Origin of the sequence: Streptomyces griseofuscus (genome assembly GCF_014673495.1) — a bacterium.
Classification (GTDB): Bacteria; Actinomycetota; Actinomycetes; order Streptomycetales; family Streptomycetaceae; genus Streptomyces; species Streptomyces murinus.
Genome location: NZ_CP051006.1, coordinates 3,532,281 through 3,551,415, shown reverse-complemented (window position 1 = coordinate 3,551,415; position 19,135 = coordinate 3,532,281). Strand labels below are relative to the sequence as shown.

Sequence of the window (19,135 nt, the reverse complement as noted above, 5' to 3'; positions counted from 1 at the left end):
CGGCCACGCACCCGTCCCGTGGGGGCCGTCCGCGGTGCCGGTATCGTTGCTGGCGGTCGGCCGCTTCGTAGACTTCCCCGTATCCCGGGGCGCGAAGCATTCGTACGAATGTACAAACCGCCGACGGTACAGACCGTTTCTTGAGAAAGGGCCCCACCGTGGCCGCCAACCCCGTGGCCAAGCGCCTCGTCGTGCTGGTCTCCGGATCCGGCACCAATCTCCAGGCGCTCCTTGACGGGATCGAGAGCGCCGGAGCCGAGGCGTACGGCGCGCGGATCGTCGCCGTCGGGGCCGACCGCGACGGCATCGAGGGGCTCGCCCGCGCCGAGCGCGCCGGGCTGCCGACCTTCGTGTGCCGGGTGAAGGACCACGCGAGCCGCGAGGAGTGGGACGCGGCCCTCGCCGCGGCGGTCGCGGCGTACGAGCCCGACCTGGTGATCTCCGCAGGGTTCATGAAGATCGTGGGCAAGGAGTTCCTCGCGCGCTTCGGCGGGCGGTTCGTCAACACCCACCCGGCCCTGCTGCCCAGCTTTCCCGGCGCCCACGGGGTCCGCGACGCGCTCGCGTACGGCGCCCGGGTCACCGGCTGCACCGTCCACTTCGTCGACGACGGTGTCGACACCGGGCCGATCATCGCGCAGGGCGTGGTGGAGATCCGGGACGAGGACGACGAGAGCGCGCTGCACGAGCGCATCAAGGAAGTCGAGCGAAGGCTGCTCGTCGAGGTCGTGGGGCGGCTCGCCCGCAACGGCTATCGCATTGAGGGACGAAAGGTAGTTATCCAGTGACCGCCGAGAGCAACAAGCGGCCCCTTCGCAGGGCGCTCGTCAGCGTCTACGACAAGACCGGCCTGGAAGAGCTGGCGCGCGGGCTGCACGAGGCCGGTGTCGAGCTGGTGTCGACCGGTTCCACCGCCTCCCGTATCGCCGCCGCCGGCGTCCCGGTCACCAAGGTCGAGGAGCTGACCGGCTTCCCCGAGTGCCTGGACGGCCGGGTCAAGACCCTGCACCCGAAGGTGCACGCGGGCATCCTCGCCGACCTGCGCCTGGACAGCCACCGCGCGCAGCTCGACGAGCTGGGCGTGGCGCCGTTCGACCTGGTCGTGGTGAACCTCTACCCGTTCCGCGAGACCGTCGCCTCCGGCGCCTCGGCCGACGAGTGCGTGGAGCAGATCGACATCGGCGGCCCCTCGATGGTCCGCGCCGCCGCCAAGAACCACCCCTCGGTCGCCGTGGTCACCAGCCCCGACCGGTACGCGGACGTCCTCGCGGCCGTCAAGGACGGCGGCTTCGACCTGGCCGCCCGCAAGCGGCTGGCCGCCGAGGCGTTCAAGCACACCGCCGCCTACGACGTGGCCGTCGCCTCCTGGTTCGCCGCCGACTACGCCCCCGTGGACGACTCGGCCTTCCCGGACTTCACCGGCGCCACCTACGAGCGCAAGAACACCCTGCGCTACGGCGAGAACCCGCACCAGGGCGCCGCGCTGTACGTCGACGGCACCGGCGGCCTGGCGGAGGCGGAGCAGCTGCACGGCAAGGAGATGTCGTACAACAACTACACGGACACGGACGCCGCGCGCCGTGCCGCGTACGACCACGCCGAGCCCTGCGTCGCGATCATCAAGCACGCCAACCCCTGTGGTATCGCGGTCGGCGCGGACGTGGCCGAGGCGCACCGCAAGGCGCACGCCTGCGACCCGCTGTCCGCGTTCGGCGGTGTCATCGCCGTGAACCGGCCGGTCAGCAAGGAGATGGCCGAGCAGGTCGCGGAGATCTTCACCGAGGTCATCGTCGCCCCGGACTACGAGGAGGGGGCCCTGGAGGCCCTCACCAAGAAGAAGAACATCCGTGTGCTGAAGGCCCAGGGCGGCCCCGCGAACGCGGTCGAGGCCAAGCCGGTCGACGGCGGTCTGCTGCTCCAGGTCGCCGACCGGCTCCAGGCCGAGGGCGACGACCCCGCCAACTGGACGCTGGCCAGCGGCGAGGCGCTGTCCGCCGAGGAGCTGAAGGATCTCGCGTTCGCCTGGAAGGCGTGCCGCGCGGTGAAGTCCAACGCGATCCTGCTCGCCAAGGACGGCGCCTCGGTCGGTGTCGGCATGGGCCAGGTCAACCGCGTCGACTCCTGCAAGCTCGCGGTCGAGCGGGCCGGCGAGGAGCGCGCCCGGGGCTCCTACGCGGCCTCCGACGCCTTCTTCCCCTTCCCCGACGGCCCGCAGATCCTGATCGACGCCGGTGTCCGCGCGATCGTCCAGCCCGGCGGCTCCGTCCGTGACGAGCTGGCCGTCGAGGCGGCCCAGAAGGCGGGCGTGACCATGTACTTCACGGGCACGCGCCACTTCTTCCACTGAGCCGCGTCCGCGATGCGTCTGAGCCGCGTCTGAGCCTCCTCGCACCGAGCGGGCACGCGTACGGCGGCCTCCGGCCCTCCCCCGAGGGGGCCGGAGGCCGCCGCGCCGTTCGCCAGGTCAGCAGGGACGCAGGGAGAAGATCGGGTTCCAGGTGGCGGTGCCGGCCTGGTACGCGGTCGAGGTCCAGCGGACGCTGCCGTCCTGGTTGAAGAACCGGGCGACCGTGCCGGGCGTCTGGTTGTTGGTGAACGGGCCGTCACCGGTCCAGTTGTTCACCGTCCAGGTCTGGCACTTGTAGAAGTCGAACTTGGTGCCCTTGACGACCATGCAGAGATGGCCGTACGCGCAGGACAGGTCCTGGGCGGCGAGCTTGCCCCGCGGGGCCTTGGTGAGGGTGAGGCCGTCGTAGCGGACCTGGTCCCTCGTCACCTTCAGCGCGGCCGGGTGACCCGGCAGCACCTGGTCGGCGGTGCGCTCGATGGCGGTGACCCGGGTGCCGTCCGGGGCGGCGGCGGTGGCCGCGGCCGTGGAGCCGGCGAGCAGGGCGGTGGCCGCGACGAGCAGCGCGGCGGGCTTGGCGATATTCACTGTTCCCCCATGTGAACGAGCGAGGTGGTCGCTCCGCCGTGGCGGAGTGGTTCCACCGTCCCAGCCGGTCCCCGGGGCCGGTACCTCGGATGTCTCAGGGTGTGTACTGCGCGAGCCCGCGGGCGACCTTCGCGCAGTACGCGAGGTACTCCGCCGGGATCCCGCCCGCGGCGTCGACCTTCCTGTACGACGTCCGGTACGCGGCCGCGTCCAGCAGCCGCCGGTCACCGGGCAGGTCCGCCCTCAAGTGGGCGTCGATGAAGCACAGATAGCGGCCCATCGCCGGGATGGACACCGCCGGGGTCAGCGGGGGCGTGGGGGTCGCGGCGGCGGGGATGCCGTCGTCCCGCATCCACCAGCGCAGCACGGCCGGGGTCCAGCGGGCGATGCCGTACTCACGGGTGCCCGGGTCGGCGAGGTCCGCGTCGAAGCCGCTCTCGGCCTTCAGCATGGCCGCGATCAGCGCCGGGCTGACATCCGGGCGGGGACAGCGGTGGGCGGCGTCCACGATCAGCCGCCGGTAGCGCACCGGAACGTCCCGGTCGGTGCGCAGTTCGGCGGCGCCGTAGCGGGCCAGGGCCTTGCCGTCGTCGCCGGAGTACCGGTGGTCGAGGCCGTACCCGAGGAGGGCGGCGAGGGCGGCGGCCGCGAGCGCCAGGACCGCCGTACGACGACGACGGCGGCCGGGGCGCGCGAGGCGGGGCAGCCGGGGTGCGCGGCCGGTGCCCGCGGCGGCCGTGACACGGCGCAGCAGTGCCCCGGTGCCGATCCGGTCGGCGTGCGTACGGGCCAGGCAGTCCCGCACGATCTCCCGCCAGACGTCCGGGAGTTCGGCCGAAAGACGCAGTTCCTCGGTGCCGCGCGCATAGGCGACGGCGGCGTCCCGGCGGGCCGAGGGGGTGCCGCCGGGCAGCGGGAAGGAGCCGGTGAGCAGGAGGTGGGCGAGCACGCCGAAGGCCCAGATGTCGGCCGACGGGCGGATCGGGCGGCCGCGTTCGCCGATCTCCGCCCACAGCAGCTCGGGCGGGGTGTAGTCGGGGGTGGAGAAGGCGGTCGTGTAGCCGTGGGTGCCCTCCAGTTCGGCGGCCATGTTGAAGTCGGCGAGGCGCGCCGAACCGTCCGCCATCAGCAGCACATTGGCCGGCTTGAGATCGCCGTGCACCCAGCCCGCCCGGTGCAACTGGCCGAGCCCTTCGGCGATCTGGGCCAGCAGCGCGGGTCCGGCGGCCGGCCGGGGCTCGGCGGCGAGCAGCGCGGACAGGGAGGCCCGCGCGCGTTCCAGTACGAGGACGGTGGCGCCGTCGAGGGCGGGGCGCCCGGGGTCGTCGACCACGAGGGTCTCGTACATCCGGATCAGCCGCGGCTGCCGCAGCCGCCGTAACAACGCCACCTCGCGCTCGATCAGTTCGCGCAGGTGGGCAAGGTGACGGGGGGTACCGGTGCCGGTGGGCAGGAACTTCAGGGCGGCGCTGCGGGGAGCCGGCCGTCCGGCCCGCCGACCCGCCGGGCGGCGTACACGCTCCCGAAGGCGCCGGTCGCGAGGGGTTCGCGGACCTCCCAGTCGCCGACCCGGTAGCCCCTGGGCACCGGGACGGCGTACGGCTCGGTCACCGGCCGGTCCGGCGCGCGGACCCGGATCCGGATCCGGGCTCGGTGCCGGTCCCCGATCCGGTGCCGGACAGCACGATCAGATCGTCCTCGCGCACCAGGTCGAAGCGGAGCGCCAGCGAGACCAGGGACTCCTTCTTGCCGTTCAGCCGAGGGCCCGGATCCGCCGTGTCCGGGCCGGGTTTGAGGCGCAGCTTCACCGCGAGATAGTCGATGTTCCACTGCACCGAGGTGCGCGAGGCGGCCGGCCAGCAGGGCGCCAGCCGGGCCACGACCTGGTCGACGGTGGGCAGCGGGGCGTGCGGATCCCCGCGCAGCCGGGGCTCGCACAGGGCGGCCAGCACGGCGAAGTAGCGCTTGGTGCGGTCGACGGAGAAGGCCGGGGCGGTGGTGTCGCCGTCGGTTCCGCAGCCGTCGCGCAGATAGTCGTGGCGCGGCGCCCACACCTCGACGGCGAGCAGGTCGCCGCCCGCGGGCAGCACGATCCGGGAGAACTCGAAGGGCACCGGCGCGTCGAGTCTGCCCGGCCCGACCTTGATGTGCTCGCCCGCGCCCTCCGGGTTCTCCACGACGTACGTCTGGTGCGCGGACAGATTGCTCAGTGTCCAGAACGCGCCCTGGGCGCCGAGTTCACCGGCCCGGCGCGAGACTCCCTCGTGCGGGATCGGCAGATCGTTCCCGGGCGCCCGCCCGAAGCGGAGGCGCTCGCCGGGGGCGAGGCGGATCTGCCCGTGCTGCTGCCGGTCCTCCGCGGTCGGCGGAGGTACGACGATGATGCTGTACAAGGTGCGTCTCCCCGTGCCTGACGGCTGCTCCCAGAGTAGGGCGACGCAGCGGGGCCGTGTCCCCCCTTCAAGGGTGAGACACGGCCCCGGATGCCGAATGGCGCGAAGTGTTCCTTGCCGCGCGGGCGGCTCGGCGACGCGGACGGCTCAGTAGCGCGGGCGGCCGAACCAGGCCTTGCCGTCGGCACCGCCGACGAAGCAGGCGATCAGGATGCCCAGCACGATGTGGAAGATGCCCACGACGACGAGGAACGGGTAGACGCCGAGCACCGCGGTCAGGATGCCGAACACCAGCGTGGTGACCCGCAGGTTGTTGCCGCCGGAGGAGAACTTCGTGGCCAGCACGATCGCCCACACCAGCCAGGCGAGCGCGAGCACCACGAAGGCCCACAGCACGCCCACCGGGTAGTCGGCGAGGCCCGGCACGGAGTTGTCGTTCTTCGCCTTGTTGATGGCCACGGCGGAGAAGACGAAGAGACCCACGCCGATGACCTGGAGGGCGACGATCACCCACAGCATCACCCGGGCCGCGTTGACCTTGCCCGGCATGGTGGTCATCGGGGCGGCGCCGTACGACTGCTGGACCGGCGGCGCGGCCGGGTAGCCGTACCCGGGCTGCTGCGGCTGTCCCTGGGGAGCGCCGTAGGGGTTGTTCGGATCGCCGTAGCTCATGGTTGGTGTTCCTCCGTTGTTCGAACGAGTGCGGGGACGAGGCGCGGCACTGCACGGAGGAGAGTTTCTACAGATGCGGTCCGTCCCCCCGATGAGCTGCCCGCTGCACTGTGCTGTTCATGGTTCTTGACCGGATACTGACTTGTCCAGCCGTAATCACCGGGTGTTGTGCAAGTGCAACATCAGTGATCACCCGGACACCTGCCCGGACCCTGGTCGGGACCCGGATACGGCCCCGGATTGGAACCCTGGGGCGGTCATCCTGGAGGATGGGGGTATGACCGCCCAGATTCTCGATGGCAAGGCCACCGCAGCCGCGATCAAGTCCGATCTGACCGCCCGCGTGGCGGCGCTGAAGGAGAAGGGCATCACGCCCGGCCTCGGCACGATCCTGGTCGGGGAGGACCCCGGCAGCCGCAAGTACGTCGCGGGCAAGCACCGCGACTGCGCCGAGGTGGGCCTCGCCTCGATCCAGCGGGAGCTGCCGGCCACGGCCGGCCAGGAGGAGATCGAGGCGGTCGTCCGCGAGCTGAACGAGGACCCGGCCTGCACCGGCTACATCGTCCAGCTGCCGCTGCCCAAGGGCATCGACGAGAACCGCATCCTGGAGCTGATGGACCCGGCCAAGGACGCGGACGGCCTGCACCCGATGAACCTCGGGCGCCTGGTCCTCAACGAGCCCGCCCCGCTGCCCTGCACCCCCAACGGCATCCTCACCCTGCTGCGCCGCTACGGCGTGGAGATCAAGGGCGCCGAGGTCGTGGTCGTCGGCCGGGGCGTCACCATCGGACGCCCGATGCCGCTGCTGCTCACCCGGCGCAGCGAGAACGCCACCGTGACCCAGTGCCACACCGGCACCCGTGATCTGTCCGCCCACCTCAAGCGGGCCGACATCGTGATCGCGGCGGCCGGCTCCCCGCACCTGATCCGCGCCGAGGACATCAAGCCGGGCGCGGCCGTCCTGGACGTGGGCGTCTCCCGCAACGCCGAGGGCAAGATCGTCGGCGACGTCCACCCGGACGTGACCGAGGTGGCCGGCTTCATCTCCCCCAACCCCGGCGGTGTCGGCCCGATGACCCGGGCCCAGCTGCTGGTCAACGTGGTCGAGGCGGCGGAGCGCAGTGCCGGCTGAGGACACGCGGGACGGTGAGGAGACCGTCCGCGACGCGATCAGCGCCCCCGACGCCGAGGGGCGCCCGCGGCGGGTCACCCGCCGCTTCCCGTTGTTCACACGGGACACCGCACGGCCGGAGGGCGGTGGCCGGGCCGCGTCCGGCGGCGCGCCCGCGCCCGCCCGGCAGTGGCCCCTGCTGGTGGTGCTCGGCACGGTCGCGCTCGGCCTGCTGCTGACCGCGTTCGACGCGTTCCGGGTCGGCACCCTGCTGATCGGCGCCGCGCTGCTGGCCGGCGCGGTGCTGCGCTGGATGCTGCCCGGCGTCGGCATGCTCGCGGTCCGCTCCCGCTTCACCGACATCAGCACCTACGGCGTCCTCGGCCTGGCGATCGTCCTGCTGGCCCTGATGGCCCAGCCGCATCCCCTGCTGGAGATCCCGTTCCTGAGCAACACGCTGCATTTCACGATGACCAAATAGGGCCGGTGGTACGGCGGTTCGTCCCCACCCCCGATGAGGGACGAACCGCCGCCCGACACACCCTGGCGTCTGGCCGAGGGCCTGATCAACGGCTGTCTTCGCGCTGTGGCACGGAAGTGACCGTTCCGCTGAACGGTGACCGTCCGGTACGAAAATGGGGATGAGGGGGGAGACGATGTCTCGTTGGCAGACCTTGCCGAACGAACTCGACCCGGAGATCAAGGAGTTCGTCAGCCAGCTGCGGTGGCTCGTGGACCTCGGCGGGCTCGGCGGCGCGGCCCTGGCCGACCGCACGGGCTACGGCAGGGCGTCCTGGGAGAGCTACCTCGCCGGCCGGCTGCTCGCCCCCAAGGGCGCGGCCGTCGCGCTGGCCGAGGCGGCGGGGACCAGTCCGGTGCCGATCATCACGATGTGGGAGCTGGCCGAACGGGCCTGGAGCCGGGCGGAGTTGGGGCACGAGCACGCGGCGCCGGGACGCCGTACCGCGAGCGGGACCGAGGGCGGTGCGCCCGGCGTCCCGAGGATCCCCGCGCAGCCGACGGCCGCGGCGGCGGAGCGAAGCGGGGGCACGGAGGAGCGCGGAAGCACGGAGGGCACCGGGGGCGCCGGGGATACGGCGGACTCGTCCGGCGGCAACTCCTGGGGGCTGGCCGGATATCAGGGGCCCTCGCGGGCGAGCGGCCGGCCGGGGGCGTGGCCGGAGCCGGTGCGGATCCCCGATGAGCCGGAGCCGCAGAGCCCCGGGAGCCTTCAGGGGCCCGAGACCCTTCAGGGTCCTCAGGGTTCCGCTGCCGTACGGCCCCCCGCGCCCGCCACCGCCGCTACCGCCGCCATGGCCGCCCCCGCCTCCCCGCCCGCCCCGGACGCCGAGCCCGGATACCGGCAGCCGGTGCTGATGTTCCTCGGCGGGTTCGTCACGGTGCTGCTGATCATCCTCGGCGTCTTCTACCTCACCGGGGGCCACGGCGGCGGCAGGCACGAGGCCGCGCCCGAGAAGCCGGCCCGGAGCGCGAGTCCGAGGGCGAGCCTGCCGCCCGGGGTGAGATGCTCCGGCGCGGACTGCGTGGGCAAGGACGCCGAGTCGATGGGGTGCAGCGGCGACCAGGTGACCACGGCCCAGACCGTCACCCTCGGCACCACCACCCTGGAGGTCCGCTACAGCAAGGTCTGCGGCACCGCGTGGGGCCGTATCACCGGTGCGGTGCCCGGCGACAAGGTCCAGGTCACCGAGGCGCGCGGCAAGGTCCGCGAGTCCGGGGAGGCCACCGAGGCGGGCGACACCATCGCCTACACCCCGATGATCGCCGTGCCGGATCCGGCACGGGCGACGGCGTGCGCCACGCTCGCGTCGGGCCGTACGGGATGCACGCGGTGAAGCCGAACGAATGAATTCGGGATCGGCAGGCATGCCCGCGCGGATCCTGGGCACGCGAACTGTTACCCCCCACGGGAGACCGGTGCGCCGGTACCCCCACCGGCGGCCGTTTCCGTCCACCCCCTCCGGACGGACGGCCGCCTTTTCCGTCTCCCGTGATCTTCTGTGGGGTGAGCCACAGGGCCCCGCACGTCTCGCATGCCGGATGCGCGATAGCCTGACCGCTGGATCTCTCTTGATGCCAAGAGATCGATCATCCGCCCGGGGCAGGGACGCCCCACCGCCAGCTGTCATACGGAGAACGCCATGACCCGCACTCCCGTGAACGTCACCGTCACCGGCGCGGCCGGCCAGATCGGTTACGCCCTGCTCTTCCGCATCGCCTCCGGCCAGCTGCTCGGCGCGGACGTGCCGGTCCGCCTGCGCCTCCTGGAGATCACCCCGGCGCTCAAGGCCGCCGAGGGTACGGCCATGGAGCTGGACGACTGCGCCTTCCCGCTGCTCCAGGGCATCGACATCTCCGACGACCCGAACGTCGCCTTCGACGGTGCCAACGTGGCTCTGCTGGTCGGCGCTCGCCCGCGCACCAAGGGCATGGAGCGCGGTGACCTGCTGGAGGCCAACGGCGGCATCTTCAAGCCGCAGGGCAAGGCCATCAACGACCACGCCGCGGACGACATCAAGGTCCTGGTCGTCGGCAACCCGGCCAACACGAACGCGCTGATCGCGCAGGCGGCGGCGCCGGACGTACCGGCCGAGCGGTTCACCGCGATGACCCGCCTGGACCACAACCGGGCGCTGACGCAGCTGGCGAAGAAGACGGGCTCGACCGTCGCCGACATCAAGCGGCTGACGATCTGGGGCAACCACTCCGCCACGCAGTACCCGGACATCTTCCACGCGACGGTCGGCGGCAAGAACGCGGCGGAGGTCGTGGCCGACGAGAAGTGGCTGGCCGAGGACTTCATCCCGACCGTCGCCAAGCGCGGTGCGGCGATCATCGAGGCGCGTGGCGCGTCGTCGGCGGCCTCCGCCGCGAACGCCGCGATCGACCACGTGCACACCTGGGTCAACGGCACGGCCGAGGGCAACTGGACGTCCATGGGTATCCCGTCCGACGGTTCGTACGGTGTGCCGGAGGGTCTGATCTCCTCCTTCCCCGTCACCACGAAGGACGGCAAGTACGAGATCGTGCAGGGCCTGGAGATCAACGAGTTCTCCCGCGCCCGTATCGACGCCTCCGTCAAGGAGCTCTCGGAGGAGCGCGAGGCGGTTCGCGCGCTCGGCCTGATCTGACGGTAGTCCTTGGCGCCGGCCCCGCTCCGATCCCTGGGAGCGGGGCCGGCGCATGTCCGGGTGCGTCGTGGCTTGTCGCGCGGTTCCCCGCGCCCCTCAGGGGGTTGCCGCCGGCATCGGCCGCGCGGTCGTCGCCGCGCGCCTGCCGTACCCCCTCACCACCAACCCCGTGGCCACCAGCACCACCACCCCCACCACCCGCAGCGCCGGTCCCATTCCCTGGATCAGGTCGGCGTGTCCCGAGAGCACCGTGCCGGTCACGGCGACGCCGAGGGCCGCGCCCGTCTCGCGGGCCGTGGTGCCGAGGCCCGAGCCCAGGCCCGCCTGGTGCGGCGGGAGCGAGGTGACGACGCCCAGGGTGAGCGGCGGCATGGACAGGCCCGCGCCGGTGGAGATGACCAGCAGCCAGCAGACGAAGAGCCCGTACGGGGTGGACCCGGACGCCGTGGACGCGCCGAGCAGACCGAGGCCGATGAGCGCGAGCCCGGTGCCGACGAGGGTGCGGGGGTGCTCGGACCAGCGTTTGGCCAGGAGCTGCGCGGCGGACATACCGGCCACCAGCGGCATGATCGCCATCCCGGTGACGGCGGGACCGTACCCCTTGACCTCCTGGAGGTACTGCGAGTTGACGTAGAAGAGGGAGAAGAGGCCGAAGAAACTCGTGGCGGTGCCGAGGGACGCCGCCCGCAGCCGGGGCGAGGCGAAGACCCGCGGATCGAACAGCGGACCTTGGGCCCGCAGCGCGTGCACCGTGAACGCCGCCACCAGCACCGCCCCCGCCCCGAACGCGCCGGCGATCCGCGCCGACAGCCAGCCGTATGACGGCCCCTCGATGATCCCGAACAGCACGGCCACCAGACCCGCGATCAGCAACACCGCGCCGAGCGGATCGGTGTGTCCCTGGGCCGAGCGCTCCGTGCGGGGGACGACGCGTGCCACCACCGCGATCAGCAGCGCCGCGAGCGGCACCATGGCCCAGAACAGCGCCCGCCAGCCGAGGAACTGACCCGCGAGCCCGCCGCCGAGATTGCCCGCGGCCCCGCCGAGACCGATCGACAGCGTCCACGCGGCCATCGCGCCGAGCCGCCGCGCGGGCGCCGCCAGCTGCATCAGCAGGGACAGCGTGGCCGGAGTGATCAGCGCGGCGCCCGCGCCGGACAGCCCCCGGCCCACGATCAGCATCAGCGGCGCCCCCGCCAGCGCGCTGGTCGCGGCGCCCGCCGCGAACAGCGTGAGCCCGGCGAGCAGCGCGCCCTTGCGGCCGTGCCGGTCACCGAGCGCCCCGGCGGGGATCAGCAGTCCGGCGAAGACGATGACATAGGCGTCGACCGTCCACAGGATCTCGGCGTGCGAGGGACGCAGCGCGGACGAACTCAGCTGCGGTATCAGCAGGTTGATCGCCGCCACCATGCTCTGCGCGACCAGGACACAGGCGCACAGGGCGAGCAGGGCGGGGCGTTTCAGGGCGTGCGAGGGCACGGCTCCTCCCGGGAGCTTGACGGGTGTTCGGGGATGCCCGCTCACCGTAGGCTCACCGTTGACCTGCACTCCAGTGCAACTTATGCAAGGAATAAATGCGTATGACGCAATCCACGGGCCTCGACCTGAATCTGCTGGTCGCGCTGGACGTCCTCCTGGAGGAGCAGAGCGTGCGGGGCGCCGCGCGGCGGCTGCATCTGTCCGAGCCGGCCATGAGCCGCACCCTCGGCCGTATCCGCAAGGCGCTCGGCGATCCCGTCCTGGTGCGGGCCGGCCGGCAGATGGTGCCGACCCCGCACGCCCTGGCCGTGCGCGCCGAGGTGAGCGCCGTGGTGGAGCGGGCCCGCGCCCTGTTCGCGCCCGGCCGGGACACCGACCTGCGCACGGTGAGCCGTACCTTCACGATCCTCGGCCACGACGCGATCGTCGCCACCCATGGCGCCGCCCTCCTCGCCCGCGCCGCGCGCGAGGCCCCCGGCATCCGGCTGCGCTTCTTGTCCGAGAGCCACATCGACGCCCCGTTCCTGCGCCAGGGCACCGCCGACCTGGAGATCGGGGTGATCGACACCACCGCCCCCGAGGTGCGCCGGGAGACGGTCTACGAGGACCGCATGCTCGGCGTCGTACGCTGCGGGCACCCCCTGCTGGACGGCGAGTTGACCCCCGAGCGATTCGCTTCTGCGGCCGGTCACCTCATCGTGTCCCGGCGCGGCCGGCTGCGCGGACCGGTCGACGAGGCACTGGCCGAGCTGGGCTTGAGCCGACGGGTGGTGGCCAGCGTCGGCACCTACCCGGCATCGCTGTTCGTGCTGCGCGAGACCGATCTCATCGGCCTGATCAGCCCCTGGGCCCGCCCGCTCGCCGAACCCCTCGGACTGACCGTCTTCGAGATCCCGCTGCGGCTCCCGGCCGCCCCGGTCGGCTTCGCCTGGCACCCCCGCCACGACGCCGACCCGGCCCACGCCTGGCTGCGCGCCCGGGTCCGCGAGCTGATGGAACAGGGCGCCGGTCCCGCCGCCACGGGCTGTACCGGTCCCATGGACCGAACGCAGCGCCCCGGATAACCGCTTCTGTCCGTTTTCCGCCGTCTTTTTAGTGACGCCGCGCACTTTCGGTGACTGATTCCGCATGCGAACGGAGGTCCGGGGCAGGGGGCCACGGTCCCTGAGCCGGCCCTTTGCATGACACGGGGGCGTCGAACAGTAACGGAAGGCAACACCGATCATGGCGGAAAGCACGGCACGACAGACCCAGGCGACCATCCACGCGGGAGGCGAGTGGCTGACCGCGATCTCCGGGGCGACCCGGGAGATCCTCGACCCCGCGGACGCCCGGCCGTTCGCCGTGGTCGCGGAGGGTGACGAGAAGGACGCCGAGCGTGCCGTGGCCGCGGCCCGGCAGGCGTTCGACCACGGCCCCTGGCCGACCACCCCCGTCGCCGAGCGCGCCGCCCTGCTGCGCCGCGTCGCCGACCTCCTCGTACGCGATCGCGAAGCGCTCGGCCGTCTGGAGGCCCAGGACGCGGGCAAGACCGTGGAAGAGGGCCGGGTCGACATCGACTGTGTCGCCGACGCCTTCCGCTACTTCGCCGACCTGGTGGCCGCCGAGGCCCCCGGCCGGGTCGTGGACGCCGGCTCGCCCGACATCCACAGCGTCGTCGTCCATGAGCCGGTCGGTGTCTGCGCCCTGATCACCCCCTGGAACTACCCGCTGCTCCAGGCCAGTTGGAAGATCGCCCCGGCGCTCGCGGCCGGCAACACCTTCGTGATCAAGCCCAGCGAGATCACCCCGATGACCACCGTCGCGCTGATCGGGCTGCTGGCGGAGGCCGGACTGCCCGCGGGCGTCGCCAACATCGTCACCGGCCCCGGCCACACCGTCGGCGCCCGGTTCGCCGAGCACCCCGACGTCGACCTGGTCTCCTTCACCGGCGGACTGGTCAGCGGCACCAAGGTCGCCCAGGCCGCCGCGCCCGGCGTGAAGAAGGTCGCCCTCGAACTCGGCGGCAAGAACCCCAATGTGGTCTTCGCCGACGCCTGCGCCACCGAGGAGGGCTTCGACACCGCCGTCGACCAGGCCCTGAACGCGGCCTTCATCCACAGCGGCCAGGTCTGCTCGGCCGGCGGCCGGCTCATCGTCGAGGAGTCGGTGCGCGACCGCTTCGTCACCGAACTCGCCCGCCGCGCCCGGCGGATCAGGATCGGCCGCGGCACCGAGGACGGCATCGAGGTCGGCCCGCTCGTCTCCGAACAGCAGCGCGCCAAGACCGAGGCTTATGTCGCCTCCGCGCTCGCCGAGGGCGCCGTCCTGCGCTGCGGCGGCAAGCGCCCCGAACCCGCCCCCGAGCGGCCCGAGTCCGGCTACTACTACGAGCCGACCGTCCTCGACGGCTGCCACCGCGAGATGAAGGTCGTCCGCGAGGAGGTCTTCGGACCCGTCCTCACCGTCGAGACCTTCACCACCGAGGACGAGGCCGTCCGCCTCGCCAACGACACCGAGTACGGCCTCGCCGGCGCCGTATGGACCAGCGACCCCGGCAAGGCCCGGCGTGTCGCGGCCCGGCTGCGCCACGGCACCGTCTGGATCAACGACTTCCACCCCTACCTGCCGCAGGCGGAGTGGGGCGGCTTCGGCAAGAGCGGCACCGGCCGCGAGCTGGGCCCCGCCGGACTCGCCGAGTACCGGGAGACCAAGCACGTCTACCAGAACCTCGCGCCGAAGCCGGTGCGCTGGTTCGCCGGCTGAGCCGACTCCGTTCAGGAAAGCCCCGGTTCGGGCCCCGAGACCTCTCGACACCCTCTGGAGCAGCACCCCATGTCCCACACCCCCCACCTCTACGACTACGTCGTCATCGGCGGCGGCACCGCGGGCTCGGTCATCGCCTCCCGCCTCACCGAGGACCCCGATGTCACCGTCGCCGTCATCGAGGGCGGCCCCAGCGACATCGACCGCGAGGACGTCCTCACCCTGCGCCGCTGGCTGGGCCTGCTCGGCGGTGATCTCGACTACGAGTACACCACCGTCGAGCAGCCAAACGGGAATTCCCACATCCTGCACAGCCGCGCCAAGGTCCTCGGCGGCTGCTCCTCGCACAACACCCTGATCTCCTTCAAGCCGCTGCCCTCCGACTGGGACGAGTGGGAGCGGGCCGGCGCCGAGGGCTGGGGCGCGGTGCCGATGGAGGCGTACTACGCCCGGCTGCGCAACAACATCGTGCGCGTCGCCGACAAGGACCAGAACGCCATCGCCAAGGACTGGATCGACGCGACGAAGACCGCGATCGGCGTCCCCGAGGTGATCGGCTTCAACGACAAGCCGTTCCACGAGGGCGTCGGCTTCCTCGACCTCGCCTACCACCCCGAGAACAACAAGCGCTCCTCCGCCTCCGTGGCCTACCTCCACCCGCATCTGGAGGCCGGCGACCGCCCCAACCTCACGCTCCTCCTGGAGACCTGGGCGTACCGGCTGGAGCTGGACGGCAAGCGCGCCACCGGCGTCCACGTCCGCACCAAGGACGGCACCGAGCAGCTGATCAGCGCCCGCCGGGAGGTCGTCGTCTGCGCCGGTGCCGTCGACTCCCCGCGGCTGCTGCTGCTCTCCGGCATCGGCCCGAAGCGTGACCTCGAAGAGCTGGGCATCCCGGTCGCGCACGACCTGCCGGGCGTCGGCGAGAACCTCCAGGACCACCCCGAGTCGGTGATCGTCTGGGAGACGAACCGGCCGCTGCCGGCGAACTCCGCGATGGACTCCGACGCCGCGCTGTTCGTGCGCCGGGACGAGTCGCTGGACGCCCCCGACCTGATGTTCCACTTCTACCAGATCCCCTTCACCGACAACCCCGAGCGCCTCGGCTACGAACGACCCGAGCACGGCGTGTCGATGACCCCCAACATCCCCAAGTCCCGGGCCCGCGGCCGCCTCTACCTCACCAGCGCCGACCCCGAGACCAAGCCCGCCCTCGACTTCCGGTACTTCACCGACGAGGACGGCTACGACGCGCGGACCCTCGTCGACGGCGTGAAGATAGCCCGCGAGATAGCCCGGACCGAGCCGTTCGCGGGCTGGCTGAAGCGCGAGGTCTTCCCCGGCCCCGAGGTCACCGACGACGAGCAGCTCAGCGAGCTGCTGCGCAAGGCCCACCACACCGTCTACCACCCCGCCGGCACCTGCCGGATGGGCGCGGCCGACGACGAACTCGCCGTGGTCGACCCGGAGTTGAAGATCCGTGGTCTCGACGGCATTCGCGTCGCGGACGCGTCCGTCTTCCCGACCGTTCCCGCCGTCAACCCGATGATCGGGGTGCTGATGGTCGGGGAGAAGGCCGTCGATCTGATCGGAGGCGATCGCCGATGAGTACCACCACCCCCGTCCCCACCCGCAAGCCCCCCACCGCCCAGGACGAGGCGCCCGTCTTCTCCGTCTCCGGCCTGTGGAAGGTCTTCGGCCCCAAGCCCGAGCGCGTCCCCGCCGACCCCGAACTCGGCGCCCTCGACGCCGCCGAGCTGCGCGCCCGCACCGGCTGCACCGCCGCCGTCCGCGATGTCTCCTTCGACGTCCGCAAGGGCGAGGTCTTCGTGGTGATGGGCCTGTCCGGCTCCGGCAAGTCCACCCTCGTGCGCTGTCTGACCCGGCTGATCGAGCCGACCGCGGGCACCATCGCCATCGACGGCGAGGACGTCCGCGCCATGGACAGGACCCGGCTGCGCGAACTGCGCCGGCACCGGGCCGCGATGGTCTTCCAGCACTTCGGCCTGCTCCCGCACCGCACCGTGCTCGACAATGTCGCCTACGGCCTGGAGATCCAGGGCGTCGGCAAGGCCGAGCGCCGTGAGCGCGCCGCCGAGATCGTCGCCAAGGTCGGCCTCGAAGGCATGGAGCACCGCCGCCCCGGCCAGCTCTCCGGCGGCCAGCGCCAGCGCGTCGGCCTCGCCCGCGCACTCGCCGTCGACCCCGAAGTGCTGCTCTTCGACGAGCCGTTCAGCGCCCTGGACCCCCTCATCCGGCGCGATATGCAGGACGAGGTCGCCCGCCTCCACGAGGAGGAGGGCCGCACGATGGTCTTCATCACCCACGACCTCAGCGAGGCCCTCAAGCTCGGCGACCGCATCGCCCTGATGCGCGACGGCCAGGTCGTCCAGCTCGGCACCCCCGAGGAGATCGTCGGCTCCCCGGCCGACGACTACGTCCGCGAGTTCGTCCGGGACGTACCGCGCGAGCAGGTGCTGACCGCCCGTACGGCCATGCGGCCCGCGTCCCTGGGGGAAAGCGCCGAAGGCCCCGCGCTCACGCCGGACGCCACGGTCTCGGAGGCCATCGAGGCCGTCGCCCGCACCGGCAGCCCGGCCCGTGTCATGGACCACGGCAAGTGCCTGGGCGTGGTCGACCACGAGCAGCTGCTGGGCGTGGTGGCCGGCGTGCCCGTCGCCCCGGCCGCGGGCCCCCGCGCCACCCCGGAGGCCGTCTGATGGCTACCCTCACCGTCCCCGCCCTGCGCACCAGGACCCCCGCCGTCCTGCGCAACAGAGCCGTCGGCAAGCTCCTGCTGCTCGCCCTGATCACGGCCGTCCTGCTCCCGCTGCTGCACGGCCGCACCTGGCCCCACCACCTCACGGTCAGCCTCACCCAGCCGCTGACCAGCGCCAGCAACTGGATCATCGACAACCGCGACACCCACCCCCTCTTCCTCTACTTCTTCGGCTACATCAGCAACGCCGTCGTCCTCGCCGTGCGCGCGGTCTACGTCGCCCTCCTCGCCCTCGGCTGGCCCGGCGTCACCGCGCTCGGCGCCCTCGTCGCCTGGCGGGTGGCGGGCCCCCGCCTGGCCGCCGGCACCGCCGTCGCGTTCCTCGCCTGCGGCGCCCTCGGCATGTGGGAACCGACGATGCAGACCCTCGCGCTGATGGTCGCCGCGGTCCTCGCCTCGGTGCTCGTCGGCACCGCCCTCGGCCTCGCCGGCGGACTCTCCCCGCGCCTGGACCGCGCCCTGCGCCCGGTCCTGGACACGATGCAGGTCCTCCCGGCCTTCGCCTACCTCCTCCCCGTCGTCCTGGTCTTCGGCATCGGCGTCCCCGCGGCCGTCCTCGCCACCGTCGTCTACGCCGCCCCGCCCATGGCCCGTCTCACCGCCCTCGGCCTGCGCGGCGCCGATCCCGAGGTCCTGGAGGCCGTGGAGTCGCTCGGCGCCACCCGCCGCCAGCGGCTGCTGACCGCCCGTATCCCGCTGGCCCGCAAGGAACTGCTGCTGGGCCTCAACCAGACGATCATGATGGCCCTGTCCATGGCCGTCATCGCCTCCGTCATCGGCGCCGGCGGCCTCGGCGACCGGGTCTACCAGGCCCTGTCCACCGTCGACGTCGGCCAGGCCCTCGCCGCCGGCATCCCGATCGTGCTGCTCGCCGTGGTCCTGGACCGGGTGACCGGCGCGGCCGGCGCCGACGGCGCGAAGGGACCCCGGACGATCGGCTGGCCGTACGCCCTCGCCGTCACCGCCGCCGCCGCCCTCGCCGCCCGCCTGCTCGGCGTCCTCGACTGGCCGAACGGCTGGAGCGTGCAGATCGCCGCCCCGGTCAACCGCGCCGTCGACTGGATGACCGGCCACCTCTACTCCGGCGTCCCGGTCATCGGCGGCACCGCCGACTGGGCGGCCCACTTCACCACCTGGGTCCTGGACCCGATCCGCGACGGACTCCAGTGGCTGCCCTGGTGGTCGCTGCTGCTGATCGTCGCCGCCCTCGCCTGGGTGATCGGCACCTGGCGCACCGCGCTGACCGCCGTCCTCGCCATGGCCGCGATCGGTGTCCTCGGCGTGTGGGAGCCCTCCCTGGACACCCTCTCCCAGGTACTGGCCGCCGTCGCCGTCACCCTGGTGCTCGGCTTCGCCACCGGTATCGCCGCCGCCCGCAGCGACCGCGTCGAGCGCGCCCTGCGCCCGGTCCTGGACGTCTTCCAGACGATGCCGCAGTTCGTGTACCTGATCCCGGTCGTCGCCCTGTTCGGCGTCGGCCGCGCCCCCGCGGTCGCCGCGGCCGTCGTCTACGCGCTGCCCGCCGTCATCCGCATCACCACCCAGGGCCTGCGCCAGGTGGACCCGGCGGCCCTGGAGTCGGCGCGCTCGCTCGGCGCGACCGGACGGCAGCAGCTGTGGCAGGTCCAACTTCCGCTCGCCCGCCGCGCGTTGCTGCTCGCCGTCAACCAGGGCGTGGTCCTGGTCCTCGCCGTCGTCATCATCGGCGGTCTGGTCGGCGGCGGCTCCCTCGGCTACAACGTCGCCTTCGGCCTCGCCCAGGGCGACCTGGCGACCGGTCTGGTGGCCGGTGCCGCCATCGTCTGCCTGGGCCTGATGCTGGACCGGGTGACCCAGCCGACCGAACGCCGCCCGGGGAAGGGAGCCTGA

At 72.5% G+C, this 19,135-nt stretch carries 15 protein-coding genes and 1 pseudogene; 11 read left to right on the top strand and 5 right to left on the bottom strand.

Translation table 11 applies throughout. The annotated features are described in order from the left end of the window. The first annotated feature begins 158 nt into the window (after positions 1-158). A complete protein-coding gene (purN, locus tag HEP81_RS15620; RefSeq protein WP_037655972.1) occupies positions 159-788 on the top strand; it encodes a phosphoribosylglycinamide formyltransferase in 630 nt (209 codons plus the stop codon). Beyond that, positions 785-2,347 (top strand): bifunctional phosphoribosylaminoimidazolecarboxamide formyltransferase/IMP cyclohydrolase, encoded by a 1,563-nt coding sequence (gene purH, locus HEP81_RS15615; protein WP_037655975.1) that lies wholly within the window; start codon positions 785-787, stop codon positions 2,345-2,347. The genes purN and purH overlap by 4 nt, the downstream gene beginning before the upstream one ends. 117 nt (positions 2,348-2,464) lie before the next feature. On the opposite strand, the gene HEP81_RS15610 is transcribed toward purH, so the two are convergent. The 4 genes and pseudogenes from HEP81_RS15610 to HEP81_RS15590 form a co-directional block, all read right to left on the bottom strand. Next, complete coding sequence (locus tag HEP81_RS15610) at positions 2,465-2,935, bottom strand: hypothetical protein (protein ID WP_037655977.1); 471 nt, start codon at positions 2,933-2,935, stop codon at positions 2,465-2,467. Between the two features lie 94 nt (positions 2,936-3,029). Continuing rightward, positions 3,030-4,546: pseudogene (locus HEP81_RS15605) on the bottom strand (protein kinase domain-containing protein). Then, positions 4,543-5,328 (bottom strand): FHA domain-containing protein, encoded by a 786-nt coding sequence (locus tag HEP81_RS15595; RefSeq protein WP_051850171.1) that lies wholly within the window; start codon positions 5,326-5,328, stop codon positions 4,543-4,545. Before HEP81_RS15595 ends, HEP81_RS15605 begins: the two are co-directional and overlap by 4 nt. Positions 5,329-5,475: 147 nt before the next feature. Beyond that, positions 5,476-6,000: a membrane protein gene (locus tag HEP81_RS15590; RefSeq protein WP_037655984.1), complete on the bottom strand. Its 525-nt coding sequence runs from the start codon at positions 5,998-6,000 to the stop codon at positions 5,476-5,478. Positions 6,001-6,277: 277 nt separating this feature from the next. Between HEP81_RS15590 and HEP81_RS15585 the strand changes: the two genes are divergently transcribed. The 4 genes from HEP81_RS15585 to HEP81_RS15570 all read left to right on the top strand — a co-directional run bounded on the left by HEP81_RS15585 (position 6,278) and on the right by HEP81_RS15570 (position 10,263). Further along, entirely contained in the window at positions 6,278-7,132 is an 855-nt protein-coding gene (locus HEP81_RS15585; RefSeq protein ID WP_037655986.1) for a bifunctional methylenetetrahydrofolate dehydrogenase/methenyltetrahydrofolate cyclohydrolase, read from the top strand. Further along, positions 7,122-7,592, top strand: a complete 471-nt coding sequence (locus HEP81_RS15580; RefSeq protein WP_037655987.1) for a DUF3017 domain-containing protein — start codon at positions 7,122-7,124, stop codon at positions 7,590-7,592. Before HEP81_RS15585 ends, HEP81_RS15580 begins: the two co-directional genes overlap by 11 nt. Positions 7,593-7,767: 175 nt before the next feature. Next, entirely contained in the window at positions 7,768-8,967 is a 1,200-nt protein-coding gene (locus HEP81_RS15575) for a DUF2690 domain-containing protein (protein ID WP_037655988.1), read from the top strand. Between the two features lie 306 nt (positions 8,968-9,273). Next, the gene (locus HEP81_RS15570) at positions 9,274-10,263 is read left to right on the top strand and encodes a malate dehydrogenase (protein ID WP_037655990.1); all 990 of its coding nucleotides are present in this window, start codon (positions 9,274-9,276) and stop codon (positions 10,261-10,263) included. 96 nt (positions 10,264-10,359) lie between these two features. Here HEP81_RS15570 and HEP81_RS15565 read toward each other — a convergent pair whose 3' ends face one another. Next, positions 10,360-11,742, bottom strand: a complete 1,383-nt coding sequence (locus HEP81_RS15565; RefSeq protein ID WP_037655994.1) for an MFS transporter — start codon at positions 11,740-11,742, stop codon at positions 10,360-10,362. A gap of 95 nt (positions 11,743-11,837) precedes the next feature. Between HEP81_RS15565 and HEP81_RS15560 the strand changes: the two genes are divergently transcribed. The 5 genes from HEP81_RS15560 (at position 11,838) to HEP81_RS15540 (ending at position 19,135) form a co-directional block, all read left to right on the top strand. Continuing rightward, complete coding sequence (locus HEP81_RS15560; protein ID WP_051850173.1) at positions 11,838-12,806, top strand: LysR family transcriptional regulator; 969 nt, start codon at positions 11,838-11,840, stop codon at positions 12,804-12,806. Positions 12,807-12,966: 160 nt separating this feature from the next. Further along, positions 12,967-14,487 carry an aldehyde dehydrogenase family protein gene (locus HEP81_RS15555; protein WP_037655998.1) on the top strand — a complete coding sequence of 507 codons (1,521 nt, stop codon included), beginning with the start codon at positions 12,967-12,969 and terminating at the stop codon, positions 14,485-14,487. A 69-nt stretch (positions 14,488-14,556) separates the two neighbouring features. Then, the gene (locus HEP81_RS15550) at positions 14,557-16,095 is read left to right on the top strand and encodes a GMC family oxidoreductase (protein WP_037655999.1); all 1,539 of its coding nucleotides are present in this window, start codon (positions 14,557-14,559) and stop codon (positions 16,093-16,095) included. Further along, on the top strand, positions 16,092-17,207 hold the full coding sequence (locus HEP81_RS15545) for a quaternary amine ABC transporter ATP-binding protein (protein ID WP_037656000.1): 1,116 nt from the start codon (positions 16,092-16,094) through the stop codon (positions 17,205-17,207). Before HEP81_RS15550 ends, HEP81_RS15545 begins: the two co-directional genes overlap by 4 nt. Then, positions 17,207-19,135 carry an ABC transporter permease gene (locus tag HEP81_RS15540; RefSeq protein WP_078967377.1) on the top strand — a complete coding sequence of 643 codons (1,929 nt, stop codon included), beginning with the start codon at positions 17,207-17,209 and terminating at the stop codon, positions 19,133-19,135. The genes HEP81_RS15545 and HEP81_RS15540 overlap by 1 nt, the downstream gene beginning before the upstream one ends.

What these genes read in the sequence shown, in the direction of transcription:
- HEP81_RS15555 (WP_037655998.1), top strand. Translation starts at nt 12,967, where the DNA reads ATGGCGGAAAGCACGGCACGACAGACCCAGGCGACCATCCACGCGGGA.
- HEP81_RS15570 (WP_037655990.1), top strand. Translation starts at nt 9,274, where the DNA reads ATGACCCGCACTCCCGTGAACGTCACCGTCACCGGCGCGGCCGGCCAG.
- HEP81_RS15585 (WP_037655986.1), top strand. Translation starts at nt 6,278, where the DNA reads ATGACCGCCCAGATTCTCGATGGCAAGGCCACCGCAGCCGCGATCAAG.
- HEP81_RS15550 (WP_037655999.1), top strand. Translation starts at nt 14,557, where the DNA reads ATGTCCCACACCCCCCACCTCTACGACTACGTCGTCATCGGCGGCGGC.
- HEP81_RS15545 (WP_037656000.1), top strand. Translation starts at nt 16,092, where the DNA reads ATGAGTACCACCACCCCCGTCCCCACCCGCAAGCCCCCCACCGCCCAG.
- HEP81_RS15540 (WP_078967377.1), top strand. Translation starts at nt 17,207, where the DNA reads ATGGCTACCCTCACCGTCCCCGCCCTGCGCACCAGGACCCCCGCCGTC.
- HEP81_RS15575 (WP_037655988.1), top strand. Translation starts at nt 7,768, where the DNA reads ATGTCTCGTTGGCAGACCTTGCCGAACGAACTCGACCCGGAGATCAAG.
- HEP81_RS15590 (WP_037655984.1), bottom strand. Translation starts at nt 6,000, where the DNA reads ATGAGCTACGGCGATCCGAACAACCCCTACGGCGCTCCCCAGGGACAG.
- HEP81_RS15560 (WP_051850173.1), top strand. Translation starts at nt 11,838, where the DNA reads ATGCGTATGACGCAATCCACGGGCCTCGACCTGAATCTGCTGGTCGCG.